The organism is Anabaena sp. 90, from assembly GCF_000312705.1.
GTDB classification, from domain to species: Bacteria; Cyanobacteriota; Cyanobacteriia; order Cyanobacteriales; family Nostocaceae; genus Dolichospermum; species Dolichospermum lemmermannii.
In genome coordinates, this window is the sequence record NC_019439.1 from 754,341 (window position 1) to 772,792 (window position 18,452).

At 36.7% G+C, this 18,452-nt stretch carries 18 protein-coding genes; 9 read left to right on the plus strand and 9 right to left on the minus strand.

Translation table 11 applies throughout. The features are described 5' to 3' along the window. Window positions 1–53: 53 nt before the first annotated feature. The 3 genes from ANA_RS22245 to ANA_RS22255 form a co-directional block, all read right to left on the minus strand. Window positions 54–941, minus strand: a complete 888-nt coding sequence (locus tag ANA_RS22245; protein WP_015083664.1) for a nucleoside triphosphate pyrophosphohydrolase family protein — start codon at window positions 939–941, stop codon at window positions 54–56. A gap of 140 nt (window positions 942–1,081) precedes the next feature. Continuing rightward, window positions 1,082–1,576: a DUF1643 domain-containing protein gene (locus tag ANA_RS22250; protein ID WP_015083665.1), complete on the minus strand. Its 495-nt coding sequence runs from the start codon at window positions 1,574–1,576 to the stop codon at window positions 1,082–1,084. A gap of 51 nt (window positions 1,577–1,627) precedes the next feature. Beyond that, entirely contained in the window at window positions 1,628–2,803 is a 1,176-nt protein-coding gene (locus ANA_RS22255) for a nucleotide kinase domain-containing protein (protein WP_015083666.1), read from the minus strand. 779 nt (window positions 2,804–3,582) lie between these two features. Between ANA_RS22255 and ANA_RS22260 the strand changes: the two genes are divergently transcribed. Both ANA_RS22260 and ANA_RS22265 read left to right on the plus strand, forming a co-directional pair. Then, the gene (locus ANA_RS22260) at window positions 3,583–3,948 is read left to right on the plus strand and encodes a nucleotidyltransferase domain-containing protein (RefSeq protein WP_015083667.1); all 366 of its coding nucleotides are present in this window, start codon (window positions 3,583–3,585) and stop codon (window positions 3,946–3,948) included. A gap of 69 nt (window positions 3,949–4,017) precedes the next feature. Beyond that, complete coding sequence (locus ANA_RS22265) at window positions 4,018–4,251, plus strand: hypothetical protein (RefSeq protein ID WP_015083668.1); 234 nt, start codon at window positions 4,018–4,020, stop codon at window positions 4,249–4,251. A 439-nt stretch (window positions 4,252–4,690) separates the two neighbouring features. On the opposite strand, the gene ANA_RS22270 is transcribed toward ANA_RS22265, so the two are convergent. After that, on the minus strand, window positions 4,691–5,482 hold the full coding sequence (locus ANA_RS22270) for an SDR family NAD(P)-dependent oxidoreductase (RefSeq protein ID WP_015083669.1): 792 nt from the start codon (window positions 5,480–5,482) through the stop codon (window positions 4,691–4,693). 532 nt (window positions 5,483–6,014) lie between these two features. On the opposite strand from ANA_RS22270, the gene ANA_RS27980 reads away from it, so the two are divergent. Beyond that, complete coding sequence (locus ANA_RS27980) at window positions 6,015–6,152, plus strand: hypothetical protein (protein ID WP_174783290.1); 138 nt, start codon at window positions 6,015–6,017, stop codon at window positions 6,150–6,152. 71 nt (window positions 6,153–6,223) lie between these two features. On the opposite strand, the gene ANA_RS22275 is transcribed toward ANA_RS27980, so the two are convergent. The 5 genes from ANA_RS22275 to acs all read right to left on the minus strand — a co-directional run bounded on the left by ANA_RS22275 (window position 6,224) and on the right by acs (window position 10,427). Then, complete coding sequence (locus tag ANA_RS22275; RefSeq protein ID WP_015083670.1) at window positions 6,224–6,811, minus strand: Uma2 family endonuclease; 588 nt, start codon at window positions 6,809–6,811, stop codon at window positions 6,224–6,226. 176 nt (window positions 6,812–6,987) lie between these two features. Next, a complete protein-coding gene (locus tag ANA_RS27985; protein ID WP_235082101.1) occupies window positions 6,988–7,152 on the minus strand; it encodes a DUF2281 domain-containing protein in 165 nt (54 codons plus the stop codon). Next, window positions 7,149–7,823 carry a DUF4365 domain-containing protein gene (locus ANA_RS22285; protein WP_015083671.1) on the minus strand — a complete coding sequence of 225 codons (675 nt, stop codon included), beginning with the start codon at window positions 7,821–7,823 and terminating at the stop codon, window positions 7,149–7,151. Before ANA_RS22285 ends, ANA_RS27985 begins: the two co-directional genes overlap by 4 nt. Before the next feature lie 203 nt (window positions 7,824–8,026). Further along, window positions 8,027–8,401: a DUF4365 domain-containing protein gene (locus tag ANA_RS27990; protein WP_235082103.1), complete on the minus strand. Its 375-nt coding sequence runs from the start codon at window positions 8,399–8,401 to the stop codon at window positions 8,027–8,029. Between the two features lie 55 nt (window positions 8,402–8,456). Continuing rightward, window positions 8,457–10,427: an acetate--CoA ligase gene (acs, locus tag ANA_RS22295; RefSeq protein ID WP_015083672.1), complete on the minus strand. Its 1,971-nt coding sequence runs from the start codon at window positions 10,425–10,427 to the stop codon at window positions 8,457–8,459. Window positions 10,428–10,672: 245 nt separating this feature from the next. Here acs and ANA_RS22300 point away from each other — a divergent pair, with 245 nt between their 5' ends. The 6 genes from ANA_RS22300 to ANA_RS22325 all read left to right on the plus strand — a co-directional run bounded on the left by ANA_RS22300 (window position 10,673) and on the right by ANA_RS22325 (window position 18,398). Then, complete coding sequence (locus ANA_RS22300) at window positions 10,673–11,365, plus strand: hypothetical protein (RefSeq protein WP_015083673.1); 693 nt, start codon at window positions 10,673–10,675, stop codon at window positions 11,363–11,365. A 66-nt stretch (window positions 11,366–11,431) separates the two neighbouring features. Further along, a complete protein-coding gene (locus ANA_RS22305) occupies window positions 11,432–11,890 on the plus strand; it encodes a hypothetical protein (protein WP_015083674.1) in 459 nt (152 codons plus the stop codon). A gap of 447 nt (window positions 11,891–12,337) precedes the next feature. Continuing rightward, on the plus strand, window positions 12,338–12,661 hold the full coding sequence (locus ANA_RS22310) for a hypothetical protein (RefSeq protein WP_041458610.1): 324 nt from the start codon (window positions 12,338–12,340) through the stop codon (window positions 12,659–12,661). Continuing rightward, entirely contained in the window at window positions 12,655–13,122 is a 468-nt protein-coding gene (locus tag ANA_RS22315; protein ID WP_015083675.1) for a DUF7689 domain-containing protein, read from the plus strand. The genes ANA_RS22310 and ANA_RS22315 overlap by 7 nt, the downstream gene beginning before the upstream one ends. A gap of 137 nt (window positions 13,123–13,259) precedes the next feature. After that, window positions 13,260–15,887 (plus strand): trans-splicing intein-formed DNA polymerase III subunit alpha N-terminal partner DnaE-N, encoded by a 2,628-nt coding sequence (locus tag ANA_RS22320; RefSeq protein WP_015083676.1) that lies wholly within the window; start codon window positions 13,260–13,262, stop codon window positions 15,885–15,887. A gap of 333 nt (window positions 15,888–16,220) precedes the next feature. Further along, a complete protein-coding gene (locus ANA_RS22325; RefSeq protein WP_015083677.1) occupies window positions 16,221–18,398 on the plus strand; it encodes a DEAD/DEAH box helicase in 2,178 nt (725 codons plus the stop codon). Window positions 18,399–18,452 lie beyond the last annotated feature (54 nt).

The window sequence follows — 18,452 nt, forward strand, 5'->3', positions numbered from 1 at the left end:
GATTGGGGAGAGTGCTAAATGCTGAATAAACTCGTTAATTTATTTTAGCTTACTCATATTTGATATGTTATTAAACCTGCGTCAATATCAACAAGTACAGTTCCTCCCCGATTTTTCTCTACTTGTCGCCAGACATCATACCCCATCAAAATAGCCTTCTCCCAATCTCCTAGCGAACATTGAGAAACTTCTAAATGAGATGTCATATTTTTAATAGTTTTTAATAGTTGATAATCTAATGTTGAAACACCTTCTAAAAAACCGTGATCTTTAGCATAACTAAATACAAGTGCTGAGATACCTTCTTCAATAGCTACTGCACGACCTCCATCTTCAACTTCGTCAATAAGAGGATTACTTTTGCGCTTACGTTTTAGGATACTGCGAGTAACTACAGACCACCCTAAAACTGCTGCATAGGCAAAATGAAAAATGTCATGAAATCGGTAGCCATCACTTTTATAAGAATTATCAGTAAGGTCATTTCCTATCTGTTCTTTGTTAATAAATGCCTTCATTTTGACTGAATTATCTTGGCTGAATTCCGTAATTTCTACTTCAAATTGTCGTGGTAAACTTTCATGTTCTGGAAATTCATTATCAAAGATGTAACTTGTATTTTTATTATCTGTTTCTGTTGAATCTCTCCATCCCCAACGGTCATTGCACTTTCTTAAATTATCTTCTGCAATTTCTTGTAAATCAAGGTTAAACTTACTGGCTATATTGGAAATATACCAAAGCATATCTCCTAATTCTTCCGCAATTCCTTCTTTAAATAATTTGTGTGCATCACCATCGCGTAAATGTTTTTTATATTCTGTCATCAAAGAACCAACTTCACCTACTAAACCTAATAGCGGTATGATTAATTCACTACCTTCAACAGCAGGGATTTGATCTGTATTCAGTGCTTGTTTTTGATATTCAGAAAAATTCATAATCTAATTCCTTAAATTTCAAAGCCTGTAGGGTGTGTTAGCGAAAGCGTAATGCACCATTTTGAGTTAAGCTATAATGGTGCATTCATAACGTACCCTCCAAAATTAATTGGATAATTTATTTTTTGGAAGTCACATTTTTAGATAAAAAGCTTTCTTCCTTTAATAGGTCGAGCGCGTTGTAGTGGGTGAAATGGATGCCCATCTTTTGTTCGATCATCACCACGATTATTAACAAGACAGTAAAGCTTATAGCCAGAAATTAGACTTAGCACTTCTTCGTTCCGGTGCATAATTTTAGGAAACTTACCCCCACCCCAAGCTACAATAATTGATTCAGCACGTTTTGTTGCTGATTGAATATAAATATTATTTTTTGATCCTACAATATGATCAGTTGTTAGAAGAAGATCAGGACGTTTTGTAGCACGATACGCGAATAGATTAACTACTTCAAGAGAACCATAATCCCAAGATTTAGCCAAATTAATACATTTCGTGAGTGTTCTATCATCTTGTTGATAGTCAGCGGTACTTGGGTTAAGCATCACAAAAGTAACTTGTGGCAAATTTGCATCCCATTTACGCCCTAGTAAGTAGCGATAATTCCCGTCAATCTTGGCATACTTTTCCATTCCACCATACTTTCCTTTGAATTACTGTTGATTTATAAATACTAGAAGACATCAAAACAAACACAACTGTTGAGATTTTTCTAACTCTGTATTTTGCAAAGCTTTTGATTTTTTCTTCTGCGTTTCTTGCTTATATTGTTTATGCAATTTTGATAAAGTATCTGATATTTCAGATGTAGTTTTTACCAAAGAATCTAACTCTAAAGATAACTGCTGACCATTATCCTGCAAATTAGGAATTTCTACTGTTGGTAATCTCTGCGCTAAAGTTTCTTGAACTTTATCATTAATAAACCATTTAGGTGGATAAAAATAATCAATTGGTTGGGGTGTTGCAGTGAATTTTGCTTTGATCTTTTTGCGATTACTTTTTAAATCAGGAAAAGCCGCTCGACAGTATTTGTCAGTTTCACAAAAAAGATTTTGACAGTCTATAGCTTGTAATGGACGACCCCAGAGAGATTGAAAACTTAAACCCAAACGTTGAAATTCATTTTCTTGATTTTCTGTCATCCAATAAATGACATCAGCATAACTTTTTCCTTTAGTATCAATAAAACATTTATCAATACCCCGTTCTGCACCTGGTCCTGCTATAGTAAAACTATTCTCATCAAAGTTGATAACTTCACTATAATTAATATCTGTTGCTAATTGGTAAGCCATAAACTTACCTAACAATGGATATGATTCAATAATATGAAAAATCTCTTCTAAACTTTTAGCTTTAACGATAAAATTAATTACCCTGTCTTGGACAACCATTTTATCAATTAATGCCAAATGATTCTGGTGTTTTTTATCATAACCAAACTCCTTACTAGCACAGGACATATACGCACTTGTGTAAATTACATATCCAAGATCCATAGCTTCTTGTAACATAGTTGAATATGCTTCTAAATCGAACTTAGATACTGTAATATAATCTCCTATCTTGTTTTCTAAGTATTCCCATGTTTCTATTTTATTAAAAATTTTAAATAGCAAAATCCTGAATAAAACTTCCTCCTCATTTTTGCTTCTATTTTCATCATAAATTACATTCTTGATCAGATATTGAGAGACTCGATCACTTACTCGATAAGCATTACAAAATTTATAAGTATTAAGAATAGGATCGCTTGTCCAGGGTGGTGGTACATTTTTAAGTTTGTTGAAAAATACTTCTTGACGCATAGCAGCAAATCGCCAATAAGTATCAAAAATTTCTTGTCTCACTTGCATAAACTATTCTCCTTGCTTCTCGTCATCAATATCAATCCTTCATCAATTATGGAATAATACGGTGAAGTTAAACCCAAAATTAATATTATCAAAATTTTCCTTGGGTTGCGCTTTCCCTTAACCCAACCTGCCATTTTTTAACTTTACTTTACGCAAATGCGCTAAGAAACACTTTGTGTATTTGCGCCGAATCTGGAGGATGTCTAAGAGAGTTTGCGTGAGACTATTTCAAACTAAGCACCAGAAATCTACCTTTCTTGGTGGCGTTTGGACAGGTTGCTGAGGTTGTGGATCTCTCGCGTCGAGATTTGTAAATTGTAACATTTAAAAGTTACAGAAAATTATTAAGTCTGAATCAGGATATCCAGGATTAAAGGATTTACAGGATTTTATTTTCTGATGAAAGCTCCCCCAATTCTGACATAATTAATCAGATGAACGAGAAAAATACTCCCTTCCCAGACAAAGATAACTGATATTTTTTCTCTGTGTCCTCCGTGTTCTCTGTGGTTCGTTTAAAAAAAATTAGTAATCTAACAGTAATATCAAGAATAATTGAACGCAGATAAACGCAGATAAACGCAGATGAAGATGGACAATCAAAAATCAAAACATGATACTTTCAAACAACATCCTGTAAATCCTAAAATCCTGGATATCCTGATTCTGACAAATTAAAATATTAGTACACCACAAATAAAATCAACATCCCGTAAATCCTGTAAATCCTGATTCTGACAAAAAATGCTATATCTCCAAGTAGAAAATATTACTAAACGATGAGACACCCAAAACTAGAAGAAATTATGCAGGAATTGTGTAATAACTTGCTTGAAACATACCAAGATCAACTAATTGCAGTGATTCTTTTTGGTTCTCAAGCGCGTGGTGATGCTACTCCTGATTCAGATTTTGATGTATTAATTATACTTAAAGATTTAGTGCAAGCAACGAAAGAAATTGAAAAAATTGGCTTTTTTCTTAGTCCCCTTTGTTTAAAATATAGTGTAGTAATTTCTAACCTATTTTACTCCCTCAGTCGTTTTGAAAAAGAACAAACAATGCTAATCCAAAATATCAAAAAAGAAGGTATTTATTTTTATGAACAAAGAACAAGAGTTTCTAGTGCAAAAAGCTCAAGATAGTCTGCGTGCAGCTAAAATTTAGCTGGTGAAAATCTACCTGATTTTGCTGCTTATCGTGCCTATTATGCCATGTTTTATATAGCTGAAGCATTCCTGGTAAGTGAAAATCTCAGTTTTAGCAAACACTCCGCTGTAATTAGTAAATTTGGCGAACTTTTTGCCAGAACTGGTAAAATTGATCCTAAATTTCACCGTTATCTAATTGATGCAGAACAGATACGTTTAAAGGGAGATTATGATCGCTCTGAACGTTTAACTAATGGTAATCTAACAGTAATATCAAGAATAATCGAACACAGATAAACGCAGATAAACACAGATAAAAATGGACAATCAAAAATCAAAACATGATACTTTCAAACAACATCCTGTAAATCCTAAAATCCTGGACATCCTGATTCTGACAAATTAAAATATTAGTACACCACAAATAAAATCAAAATCCTGTTAATCCTAAAATCCTGGATATCCTGATTCAGACAATAATATATTTATTTCGTAGCAACTATTTTGATTATCAAGCGATCGCTACAGTAAGATCAATTATGATTCTGCACTATTATTACAGGGTTAGTGATGGTGTCATTTCTTCCTTATCATTATCAAATTTTTAGTTGGGTTGCGCTTTCGCTTAACCCAACCTACCATTTTTTAACTTTACTTTACGCAAAGACACAAAAAACACTTTGCGCCTTTGCTCCTTTGCGCCTTTGCGCGAAACAAAACTTAACTAGGTTGAACCTTATCCAGCAGCGTCAGGTAATGGTTTTTTGGGTGTTGCCAGTTGCATGATGATTTCTAGTAACCAAGGGGCGAGACGTTGGCATAATACGGCTAGGTGAGATTGCCAGCCTACTAGGATTTCTGCGGTATCGTTTTCTATGCCGATAACGAGGGCTTGGGCGACTTGTTCGGGTGTCATGGGGATCACTCCTCGGAATGATTGCAAGTCACGCACCATGTCTGTTTCCGTCAGGGAAGGAAGTAGGGCGATAACGCGGACATTGTGTTGGGCGAGTTCTTGACGTAGTGCCTGGGTAAATCCGACAATTGCAAACTTAGTGGCGGAATATGTGGCCATTGTCGGGGCGGCAACTTTCCCCATTAAACTGGAGACATTGACAATGATCCCTTGTCTTTGACTAACCATGCGTTTGGCTATCAAGTTGGTGAGGGTGTACATTCCCATCAAATTGACGGAGAGTTCTTCTTGCAGTTGGGGGAGTTTTGATTGCAGAAATGAGTTTTGATGTGCGACTCCGGCACAATTTACGAGTAGATGAATGGGTCCATAACTGCGCCAAAGTTGGGCTATGGCTATGTTGACGTTGATTGAGTGAGTTAAGTCTAAAGCCATGATTGTAGTTTCTACGCCCAGGGCTTCGATTTGGGCAGCTACTTCGGCTAACTTTTGGCGATCGCGTGCTACCAATATTAACCTTTTCATGCCCTGTTTGGCTAATTCTAATGCGATCGCTTTACCAATGCCACGGGAAGCCCCGGTAATGAGTGCAACTTTTCCTTGAATCTTCATCGGTTTTCACCTCTAAATTCTTCATTTTTCATCTTCCTTTTGCCTTCTTGGCAATCAACAGGGAAGACGATTGATGAACGGTAAACAAAAATCAAATTTCAATTCAGCGACAGGAACGAAGATACTTTTTCTGCTCATCTGCAATACCCCTTTATTGCTTCTCAACAGCAGAAATTCCTCGTTGTCAGGATTGTTTAATCAACATAAAAGACTGTTGGCAGGATGGATAAAGCTCATTGATTTTACCTCTCTATTTGCTCCGAGCATTCACCAGTGCTGTCGTACCTACACACATTAGCAACTAAATCAAGTTCTGGCAATCTTTTTTAATCAGGATTTCTGAACAGTCGTTTTCCTAAAGTATATATATCGCGATCTTAATTTATATAAGTTTTTATGAATAGTGAGCAATTCATATCATGATCCCCTCACAATTGGTTGATTTTTGTGACAACGAACACATTTTGTAACTTATTCAAGACAATTAATCTGTTGCATTTATAAAGTATTAGTTATATTTTTCAGGAAAATAATGGCTAACGTCACGCTATCAGCACCAATTTATAGACATAGGAAAATAATTATTAGCAAAAGTGAATACTATATTTCTCCCTCAGAATATTTAGAAGCTGAGAAATCTAGTGAAATTAAACATGAATATATTTATTGATGATCAAGTTTACGCAATAACAGACGCTAGAGCATTAATATCAAATTATATATGCTGCGAAGGAATTTATTTTATGATTCATCAGAGTTAAAATTTACCTTGTCATAAATATCAGCCAGAGAAATTTGACAAGAAACAGAAGTTAAATTCAAAGTATCGTTAATGTCTTCATATTCTAAAAACATCCATTTTTTATGATCAGTTTTAACGTATTGTTCAACGTGCATTGTGTATTGGTCAATTAAAATATATTCTTGAAAACTAGCAATAGTCCGATAAGCTGCAAACTTTTCATCTCTATCATAACCTTTGGTAGATTTTGATAAGACTTCAGCAATCATCACTGGATTAGTAATAGTGTCATTTCTTCCTTCTGCAAACACTAGGGGAGTTTGGACAACCATGACATCAGGATAAGTATGAATCCGTCGTTTAGGAATCCAAAGCCGTTGGTCAGTATAATAGACTTCGTAAGGCTGACGCTTGAGGGCAAAATGTATGGCAACATATAAATTACCAGCTATTTTATTATGATTTGGTGTTCCGCCTGTCATGGGGATAATTAATCCATCAATATATTCGTGACGTAGTTCTGAATTTACCTCAAATTCTAGATATTCTTCAGGTGAACAGTAGCGTGTTTCTTGTGCAATAGTCATGATATTTAGATATTCAATTGTAGGTTGTTATATTTATTCAAGTTGTGTTTTTGGTTTCATCAGCTTTCACTTTTTGGTGAACCATATAAATAGTAATCTAAATTTTTTGACATATCAGATGGTAGCTTTTTCCATTCTGTTTGATGAATTTGGCTAGTAATATTATCAATTAAATTTCACAAAGATGGGGATGATAAGTTATTGGTAACATCTCCAGTTGGATTCTCGGAAGTTATTTGCTTAAACCTGTTTCTAATGAATAGTAAGAAATTTAAGACTTCTTCAATTAAAAAATCCTGTGCTTGAGTAATTTCTTTGATTAGTTCTTCTTTTGTTGTCATGACTTCACCTTGTTTACTTCATGATTTATATCATTTTTAGCTGCATAATTTTGTTTAATTCTTTGTTGAAGATCACCAAATACCTTGCGACGTTCACGTTGTGAAATTTGAGATATTTCGTAATTTATATCATCACTTGCATGATAACGTTTACGTAGTGGACGTACATAAGTTATATGAGCAGTTGGTTGATTTTCATCGCGTTGATTCTCATACCATTGATTAATCAAAGAAACAATATCATTTATTGCCTCTTTGGTTAATTCTCTAAATTCTGGACTTCTATTAAATTTTAATTTGTTACTGTTTTCGTTATTAAGAATTGGTTCGCTAATCCATTTATAGTAGCCATTATCATTGTCGAGGGTAAAGAAAAATAGACATATTGGAAAATTACACTTTTTGAATCGTGATTGCAGAACATCTACATCTGCTCCTTCTATATTGAAAACAGCATCATTTTGAATTATTTTAGGTGTGGACTTTACAGCTTTTATTTCCACACCAAAAAGCCTATTAATATCCTCACCATTTTTGCTAATTGAAACCAGAATATCTAAATCATGGTCTTTTTTATCTCTATAAACAATTAAATCATCCCGATCAGTTAAACAGACTATTGCTAAAGCTTTTGAACGTAAACCAATATACCAAAGTTGTTCAGTTTGCATTGTTTTATCTCCATTGTTGATCAGTAAATTGAGAACTTAAAATTTTCTGTGTATTCTGTGTGTAAGGTTGCCAAAAATTGTTAACTTCATCCCAAAGGATTTCTCTATTTTGTTTATTAATAGGAAAATTAGTAGATAGACTTGAGAGAGATGTTAAATTTTCACCATTAGCAGAAACTAAATAACCTTCTTTTTTAATTTCATCAATCCCTGCCTGCTATATAAGTTGGTGCTAGATAAGATGCTATACCAATTATAGATTCCTTTTCTACTTTCACCTTCAGACGTTTATCTTTTTTACTATAACCTTGCCTAGTAGTTTTAACTTGTACAAAAAAATAAGGAATATAAGAACCAGCACCTACTAACTCAACAATAAAATCAACATACTGCCATTTCTCTCCTAAAAACTGTGGCTTAAAAATTGGACCAGCATCAGAGTGAAATTCTGTTATTAAAAGGTCAAATAGCGATTCACCTCTTCGTCCTAGTGCATCCCTCATTTTCTTATATATACCCCTATCATAGTTCAAGTTATAGTTTTCTTCACACAATATAGGGTAGGCAATTTTGCCCACCCCAGATTACTTTGCGCCTTTGCTCCTTAGCGTCTTTGCGCGAAACTACCTTAAACTAAGCACCTTCCCGCAACTTATCCAAAACACCACGATCTTCCAAAGTCGAAGTATCCCCCGATATTTCCTGTCCTGATGCCAAATTCCGCAGCAAACGCCGCATAATCTTCCCAGAACGGGTTTTCGGTAAAGCATCAGTAAACCTGATTTCACCAGGACGAGCGATCGCTCCAATCTCATTGACAACGTGCTTTTTCAGTTCCTTACTCAACTCCTCACTGGCTTGATAAGTCCCTTCCAAAGTCACAAAAGCCACAACTTCCTCACCCTTCAAATCATCCGGTTTACCCACCACCGCAGCCTCAGCCACCGCCGGATGAGACACTAGGGCAGATTCTACTTCCATCGTCCCCAAGCGGTGTCCAGAGACATTCAGGACATCATCCACGCGCCCCATGACCCAGAAATAGCCGTCCTCATCCTTTCTCGCCCCATCACCGGCAAAATACGTATAATTACCATTTGTGGGCGGAATATGTTCCCAGTAAGTCCGCCGGAAACGATCAGGATCACCGTACACAGTCCGCATCATTCCCGGCCAAGGATGACGAATTGCTAAATAACCACCTTCGTTATCAGGGACAGAATTCCCGTCTAAATCCACCACATCCGCAATAATACCGGGGAATGGGAGAGTGGCTGAACCTGGTTTAGTGGCAATTGCCCCAGGTAGAGGTGTAATCATAATCCCACCTGTCTCCGTTTGCCACCAAGTATCCACAATTGGACAGCGTTCACCACCAATGATTTTGTGATACCACATCCAAGCTTCGGGGTTAATGGGTTCACCTACACTTCCCAGTAATCGCAGAGAAGAAAGATTACGTTTTTTAGGATGATGTTCACCCATTTTGATAAAGGCGCGAATTGCCGTTGGTGCAGTATAAAAAATATTAACACCGTATTTCTCAATTACATCCCAGAAACATCCAGGATTAGAAGCACGGGGCGCACCTTCATACATGAGAGTGGTTGCCCCGTTGGAAAGGGGTCCATAAACTATATAGCTATGTCCCGTAATCCAACCGACATCGGCAGTACACCAATATACATCAGTATCTTGAAGATCAAAAATCCATTTGGTGGTGATATGGCTGTATAAGTTATAACCACCTGTGGTATGAACTACGCCCTTCGGTTTGCCGGTACTACCAGAAGTGTAGAGAACAAACAGCATATCTTCACTATCCATTGGTTCAGCGGGACAATCAGCAGAAACGCCTTTTTGCAAATCGTGCCACCAATGATCACGCCCTGCTGCCATCTGTATTGTTTGATTTGTGCGTTTGACAACTAGCACATCTGTAATGCTGGGAACTCCATTATTCTCTAAAGCCTTGTCTACCTGTTCTTTGAGGGGGACAATTGCATCTTTGCGCCAACCACCATCCGCTGTGATCACTAACTTAGCTTCGGCATCATTCAAGCGATCGCGCAAAGCTTCAGCACTAAAACCACCGAAAACAACGCTGTGAGGTGCGCCAATTCTCGCACAGGCTAACATGGCAATGGCAGCTTCGGGAATCATCGGCATATAAATCCCAATGCGATCGCCTTTTTTTGCTCCTAGCTGCTTTAATACATTTGCAAACTGGCATACTTCCCGATGCAATTGGGCATAAGTCAGCGTCCGTGAATCTCCCGGTTCTCCTTCCCAAATCAATGCAGCTTTATTTTTCCGCCAAGTAGTGAGATGTCTGTCAAGACAATTGTAAGAAATATTAATCTTACCGTTGACAAACCACTTAGCAAAAGGTGGTTGCCAATCTAGGACAGTGTCCCATTTTTGAAACCAGTGTAACTCAGTTTCCGCCAATTCTGCCCAAAATTGTTGAGGATCTGCTTTGGCTTTGTCGTAAAGTCGCTGATAATCTGCTAAACTTTTGATCTGGGCATTTTCTGAAAATTCACTGCTAGGCGGAAATAGCCGCTTTTCCTGTAAAATGGATTCTATGGTTGGTTGAGACATAATGATGGATGCAAATGATAATGATATTGTGACTGAAAACTATTTTTAACGAAGTTGTGCTGAGTGTAAAGATTATTTACTGATCTGCTCAACTAGTCCTACTCTAGTCCGACAATTAGTTAATGCTGAATTATTCAGTACACCCTAAGATAAAATAATGATCATGTTTTTAACAACCTTATTTACCGATTTAGTAGGATATCACTCTTTAGATGCTGTGTTAGTGTTTTACAATAGGGTATAGTTTGCAAGCCAGAGAAATTAAGGATAAACTAAATTTACTAATCGAGCAAGCCGCTGAAATAGATCCAAGTCTCACGATAAAATTAAGAGATATCAACCGTTGGATTAAACATATCAAGCTTGGTTCACTGATATCCAAACCCATCGTTGTCGCTTTTTTATTAGAAGTAATTACGGACTCTAAGGTTTGGTTAGCAATTAAATCTTTACCTTCAGAGGAAGAGCAAAAACTCCAGTTTGAGCAAATGACCGCCAATGAAAGATATTGGTACAGTTGTCTATTTCCTAAATGGATAAACGCCACAGATACCAAATTTTATATTTGGAAGAAAAAAATGATGGCGGGGGAATTTAATCAGGCTGATAGTGATATCATTAAATATATAGCTCAGGATGTTGTTCATCGAGAAGGGGATTTTTGGCGGCGTTATATAGCTGACCTTTCTATGGCAACAGACCTGATAGTTAGCAATCACCAAAATAAACCACTCTGTATTCAAGTTACCAGTGTCAGTGAAGAATTTCATAACACCAAGTATCAAAAGTGGCAAAATTCACTGCAATTGTGGGAAATAGAAAGAGGATTATTTCTCAGTTACAATCCCCAAGACAATGATTTTATTCATCAGTTAGTCAATGTTGCACTGTATAACAGTGATCATCTTGCGGAAGGGAAGTATATGAATTTTTCCTGATTCCCGAATATTGAAATCGAAATCTGTGTCCTAGCTAACATCATTAATCCGCTGAAAATACCATTTATGGTTAACCAACAACAGACTAATAATAGCGCTCAACTCGAAAACCTGACAGAAGCGTTAGCAGCAGCTCGGAATATGCAGCAAGATTGGTTAAATTATGGACTAAATTTTGTTCATATTTATGTCGAAGATGTGGAAGGTGATTGGCTAGAAACCTGGGGAGATGATGAAATATCTAATCCTTTATTTGATTCTATTAAAGACTTTTTAGTTAGTGATGATGATGTGGCTATCAAAATCAGAAATTATATGGGAGATACATCATTGTTTGATTTAGCAGTAGATTTAGAAGAATGTTTGAGAATCTCTAGAGAAAATGACAAAATATCGGCTGTGAAAGATGTGTTAGTAAGTGATATTAATCTTGATATTGATAATTTGGAATTATTGGATTTAGCTAGTTATTTTGTCAACAAGTGTTGTCACAAAAATTCAGAACCTAGAATTGTTGAAGTATAGTTTTCGAGAGTTTCAGAGAGTTTCAGATCCCCGACTTCTTAGAGGATGTTTGAAAAGTGGTATTCCGTAATTTTCATCACATTGCTACCCCCCTTTCCCCTTGTAAAGGGGGGAAACAATAAAAATCCAGTTCCCTCCCCTTTACAAGGGGAGGGTTAGGGTGGGGTAAAAAATATTTGATACATCAACCATAACTTTTCAAACACCCTCTTAGAGAAGTCGGGGATCTTGTTTGTGGTATATAATGTTTTAGCTAAAAACTGTACAAGCTAACAGTTATCGGTGTGAAAATTTTATACTATACATTTTGGCACAAAAGATGTCAAAGCTGCTATTGTTTATGCAGTACGAGTAAATAGAAAATCGGAATCACCATAAAGCGATAGGTTTAGTAATCTATAGTAACCCCATATATCCTAAAATTAAATCATGTACAGTAGCAGCAATATGGAAAAACTACAAACCGCCTCCAGACAGGCAGAAATAGAAGCAACTTTCATCACACTTGCCAATCAATGGCGGGAAGAAAATCGTGGTATATCATCAACTAACCAAATGTGTATGCACCCTGCCTATCAACAAATTATAGGCATGGGTGAAGTCGTCATACCTCTACTGCTAAGAGAGCTTGAAAAGAAATCTGGACGCTGGTTTTGGGCATTAAAATCTATTTCCAGAGAAGATCCTGTACCTCCAGAGTACAGAGGAAATACAGAAAAAATGACTAAAGCATGGCTCGAATGGGGAAAGCAAAGGGGCTACAATTGGTAAGTAATAACGCCTGGGTTAACTATGTAAAAACATTTATTGAACGAGATTTTCCCAACCTAGTCATCCACGGATACAAGCTTACAAGCCCAGATACAACAGATTACAATTGTGTTCCTTGGGCAGCAGAAGACGATCAAAATTGGTGGTGGCCAGATGCTCAAAATGAAGAATACTGGCCTCCAGATGTTCCTAGAGAGGAGACCATTAACGCTTTTGAGCAAGCATTTCAAACTCTTGGTTATGAAGTCTGTGAAGATGATACTTTAGAACCAGGATTTCAAAAAATAGCAATATACGTTAATTCCAATAAAACACCAACCCACGTTGCTAGACAATTACCTGATGGTAAATGGACAAGTAAGCTAGGTCAAGACGAAGATATAGAGCATAATAATTTACAAGGTTTAACTGGTAATCCTGGTTATGGTGAAGTTACCTGTATTATGAAAAGACCAATTTGAAACTAGAAGAATAGTTAAAAAAGCGATCGCTTACTTGACTTCAGATATATCATACTCGGTTAATTACTCCCTTCCCAGCACAAGATATTAACTAAAAACTGTTAATTTTAAATCCCCTTATTTTACCAAAGACTAATATGTCATTTGTTCCTTTACATATTCACAGTGATTACAGCTTGCTTGATGGTGCTAGTCAACTACCAGAATTGGTAGATCGAGCGATCGCATTAGGAATGAAAGCGATCGCCCTCACAGATCATGGTGTCATGTATGGGGCAGTTGAACTCATTAAAATCTGCCGCAGTAAGACTATAAAGCCAATAATTGGCAACGAAATGTATATCCTAAACGGTGATATTGACAAACAAGAACGCCGTCCCAAATATCATCAAGTCGTATTAGCCAAAAACACTCAAGGCTATAAAAACTTAGTTAAAATCACCACAATTTCCCATCTTCAAGGAGTACAAGGTAAAGGCATTTTTTCCCGTCCTTGTATTAACAAAGATTTACTCAAACAATATCGTAAAGGTTTAATAGTTACTAGCGCTTGTTTAGGGGGAGAAATTCCTCAAGCAATTTTGAGTAATCGGCCAGATGCAGCCAGAAAAGTTGCTAAATGGTATAAAGAAGTATTTGGGGAAGATTTTTATTTAGAAATTCAAGATCATGGTTCTCAAGAAGACCGGATTGTGAATGTAGAAATTGTTAAAATTGCCAGAGAATTAGGGATTAAATTTATTGCTACAAATGACTCCCATTTTATTTCTTGTTTTGATGTAGAATCCCATGATGCCTTGCTATGTATTCAAACCGGCAAACTCATCAGCGAAGATAAAAGAATGCGATATAGCGGCACAGAATACCTCAAATCATCAGAGGAAATGCACCAGTTATTCCGTGACCATTTACCCGATGATGTCATTGCTGAAGCGATCGCCACCACAGAAGAAATTGCTGATAAAGTTGAACCTTATCACATCATGGGTGATCCCCAAATTCCCACACCCCAAATACCTTCAGGACATACAGCAGATACCTATGCAGAAGAAGTTGCTTGGGACGGACTTTTAGAAAGATTAAAACGCAAATCTCGCAACGAAGTAGATCCAGTCTATAAAGAAAGATTGGAATATGAATTAAAAATGATTCAACAAATGGGATTTTCCACCTACTTTTTAGTAGTGTGGGACTACATCAAATTTGCGCGAGATAATAATATTCCCGTCGGTCCAGGACGGGGTTCTGCGGCAGGTTCTTTAGTAGCTTATGCCATGAAAATTACGAATATTGACCCCGTACATCATGGCTTATTATTTGAAAGATTTCTCAATCCTGAACGCAAATCAATGCCGGATATTGATACAGATTTCTGCATTGATAAACGAGATCAAGTCATTGATTATGTAACTAATAAATATGGTGTTGATAGAGTTGCCCAAATCATCACTTTTAACCGTCTGACATCAAAAGCAGTTTTAAAAGATGTCGCTAGAGTGTTAGACATTCCCTATGGGGATTCTGACAAAATGGCGAAAATGATTCCTGTAGTTCGGGGTAAACCCACAAAACTGAAAGTGATGATTTCCGATGAAACTCCCGAACCAGAATTTAAAGCCAAATATGATAATGATCCCACTGTACGGCGCTGGATTGACATGGCCATGCGAATTGAAGGAACTAACAAAACCTTCGGGGTTCATGCTGCCGGTGTCGTTATTTCCGCAGAACCATTAGATGAACTCGTTCCTCTACAACGAAATAATGATGGTTCTGTAATTACTCAATATTTCATGGAAGATTTGGAATCATTGGGATTATTAAAAATGGACTTTTTGGGTTTGCGGAACTTAACCCTAATTCAAAAAACCATTGATTTAATTGAACAAAGTAAAGGATATCGAATTGATCCTGATGAAATTACCGGACAGGAAAGAAAAGCACAAAAAATATTAGCTAAAGGTGATCATACTAACTTACCAAAAGACGTTGCTAAAGCTTATTCATTATTAGAAGCAGGTGATTTAGAAGGGATATTTCAATTAGAATCTTCAGGAATGAAACAGATAGTCCGAGATTTAAAACCTTCAAACATTGAAGATATTTCTTCCATTCTAGCACTTTATCGCCCAGGACCATTAGATGCAGGATTAATTCCTAAATTTATTAATCGTAAACATGGTAGAGAAGAAATCGAATATGATACTCAAATTTTAGAACCAATATTAAATGAAACCTACGGAATCATGGTTTATCAAGAGCAAATTATGAAAATTGCTCAAGATATGGCTGGTTATAGCTTAGGACAAGCTGATTTACTCCGTCGGGCTATGGGTAAAAAGAAAGTATCAGAAATGGAGAAACAAAAGCAAAATTTTATTGATGGTTCGGCAAAAAATGGTGTAATACCCCAAGTTTCTGAACATTTATTTGGGGATATGTTGAAGTTTGCCGAATACTGTTTAAGTTATGACACAGAAATTTTAACCGTTGAATATGGTTTTTTAGAGATTGGGGAAATTGTTGAAAAACAGATTGAATGTAAAGTTTATACTATTGATAGTAATGGAATGCTTTATACTCAATCAATTGCCCAATGGCATAATCGGGGACAGCAAGAAGTTTATGAATATTTGTTAGAAAATGGCGCAATTATTCGCGCTACAAAAGACCATAAATTCATGACTGAAGCCGGGCAAATGTTACCAATTGATGAGATTTTTGCCCAAGGTTTGGATTTATTACAGGTGGGTGTTGCTGAATGAAAGGATGAATTTTTTTTCACGCAGAGGCGCAGAGTCGCAGAGAGTAGGAGCTTGCAAAATGTAATTGTTGACTTTTATACTTCAAAAAACAAACAAACTTAACCCGACTCAACAATACTTAAGATCAGTATTCACATCTCTTCTTTATTTACCTCTGCGCCCTCTGTGCCTCTGTGGTTCGTTAAAAATTAACTACTTAACTAACCACATATAACTATATACACATACATAGCATACTGATTATACAATTACATATCAGTATATTCTCACTGGTTTAAAGCCCATTAGTAATGGTAACTTAAAATACGTAACCATTTTAGACGGGTAAAGAAAATGGCTGTTGGCATAGAAGAACAGGGTAGCAAGTTTATCACCACCGAAGCAATCAAAAATCAAGACGGAGAACAGAAGGTTTGGGACGCTTTCCGTAGTACCTTTGCTGATAGAAACTGTATTGGATATTGGCGTTATCCCATTTTTTCCAAAGCTGGAGAAATTAGAAAAGAGCCGGATATCTTAATAGTTGATAGAGAATTTGGTGTAGTTGTAATTGAAGTCAAATCTATAAATATTGACCAAATTGCCGCTATTAATGGTCAACAATGGCAATTGCAAAATACTGATACCACAGAAATAAATCCCTACCAACAAGCAGAACATCAACTGCGAGCATTAATATCATATAGTGATAGAGAAACAGCACTTTGGCGAAAAGTTAATGGTAGAGCCATAGTTGCATTACCGCAAATTACCACAGAACAATGGCAGCAAAAAGGCTTTGACCAATTACCAGATATTCCGCCAATTATATTTCAAGACCAATTAGGAAAAGTTGCTTTAATTGAACAAATTCAACAAGCTAATATTGTCATTCCTGGAGCAGATTTAGAAGCTAAAAATTGGGAATTATTATTATCAGTGATAGGCGGTACACCTGTATTGCGGAAACCTCCCCGAAATCAAGTCAATACCACTGGGAAAACCCGTTCTAATGTCATTGATAGTTTACGAGAAAAACTCTATGAGATTGATTTACAACAAGAACATATTGGTAAAGAAATTCCCCCAGGACCTCAACGGATTCGCGGTATTGCCGGCTCAGGAAAAACTGTTTTACTATGTCAAAAAGCCGCACATATGCACCTGAAACATCCAGATTGGGATATTGCTTTAGTATTTTTTACCCGTTCCTTATATGATTTAATAACTGGTTTACTCGACCAATGGATAAAGCGTTTTAGTTGTGGTGAAATGCAGTATGACCCCAAAACTAACTCGAAGTTACGAGTCTTTCATGCTTGGGGAGCAAAGGAACAACCAGGTTTATATCGCATTATTTGTGAACATCATGGTAAAAGACCAGGAACTGTACAGAACACCAATGAAAGACAGCCAAATCGAGGTTTAATAGATTTAAGTAAACGGCTATTGGAAGAAATTACTATTGAACCAATGTTTGATGCCATCTTAATTGATGAAGGTCAAGATTTAGTAGCCGAAGATGATTTAAAATATCAGGATAAACAAGCTATTTATTGGTTAGCTTATCAATCTTTACGACCTGCTGATTCTGAACACCCAGAACAAAAACGCTTGATTTGGGCTTATGACGAAGCTCAAAGTTTAGATAGTTTAAAAATTCCTACCGCGCCAGAATTATTTGGGATAGATACTAATCTTAATAAGGCGGTAACTGGTAGCTATAAAGGTGGCATTAAAAAATCAGAAATTATGCGACGTTGCTATCGTACACCAGGTCAAATTCTCACATCTGCTCACGCTATTGGTATGGGTTTGTTACGTCCAGAAGGAATGCTGACAGGACTCACAAATCAAAAAGCATGGAAGGAAATTGGTTATGAAGTTGTCGGCGATAGTAAATTTATTTCTGGTAGACAAATTACATTGCGCCGTCCGCCAGAAAACTCACCAAATCCCATATCAGAAATCTGGGGAAAACCTGTATTAGAATTTGAAACTTATGGTTCTCGTCAGGAAGAAATGAAGGCTTTGGCTGAGAAAATTATGCACAATATTGTCCATGACGGACTTAACCCCAGCCGAGATATTTTAGTAGTAATTTTAGGATCTACCTATGAAGCAATGGAATTAGAAACCCAGATAGCTGGCTTTTTAATGGAATATGACATTGATGTTTATATCCCTACAGCTTTAAAGTTAAATGATTTAGTTCCCCAATATCCCAATCATGATCCTGATAAATTTTGGCACGAAGGTGGTGTAACGGTATCACGGATTACTCGCGCTAAAGGACATGAAGCGGATATGGTTTATGTGGTGGGTTTTGATAATGTAGCACGGAATGAAAATGATGTGAATTTCCGCAACCAGTTATTTGTGGCTTTAACCAGGGCGCGAGGTTGGGCTAATTTAAGCGGTGTTGGTAGTTATCCTATGTATGAGGAAATGCGAAAGGTCATAGCTAGTGGAGAGAGTTTTACTTTTACCTACAAGCGTCCACCTAAACGTGATATTGGAGATAGTGAGTAAGCACTATCCGAAAATATCAGGTAATTAAATTCAATGCTGTATAACTCCAGCTTG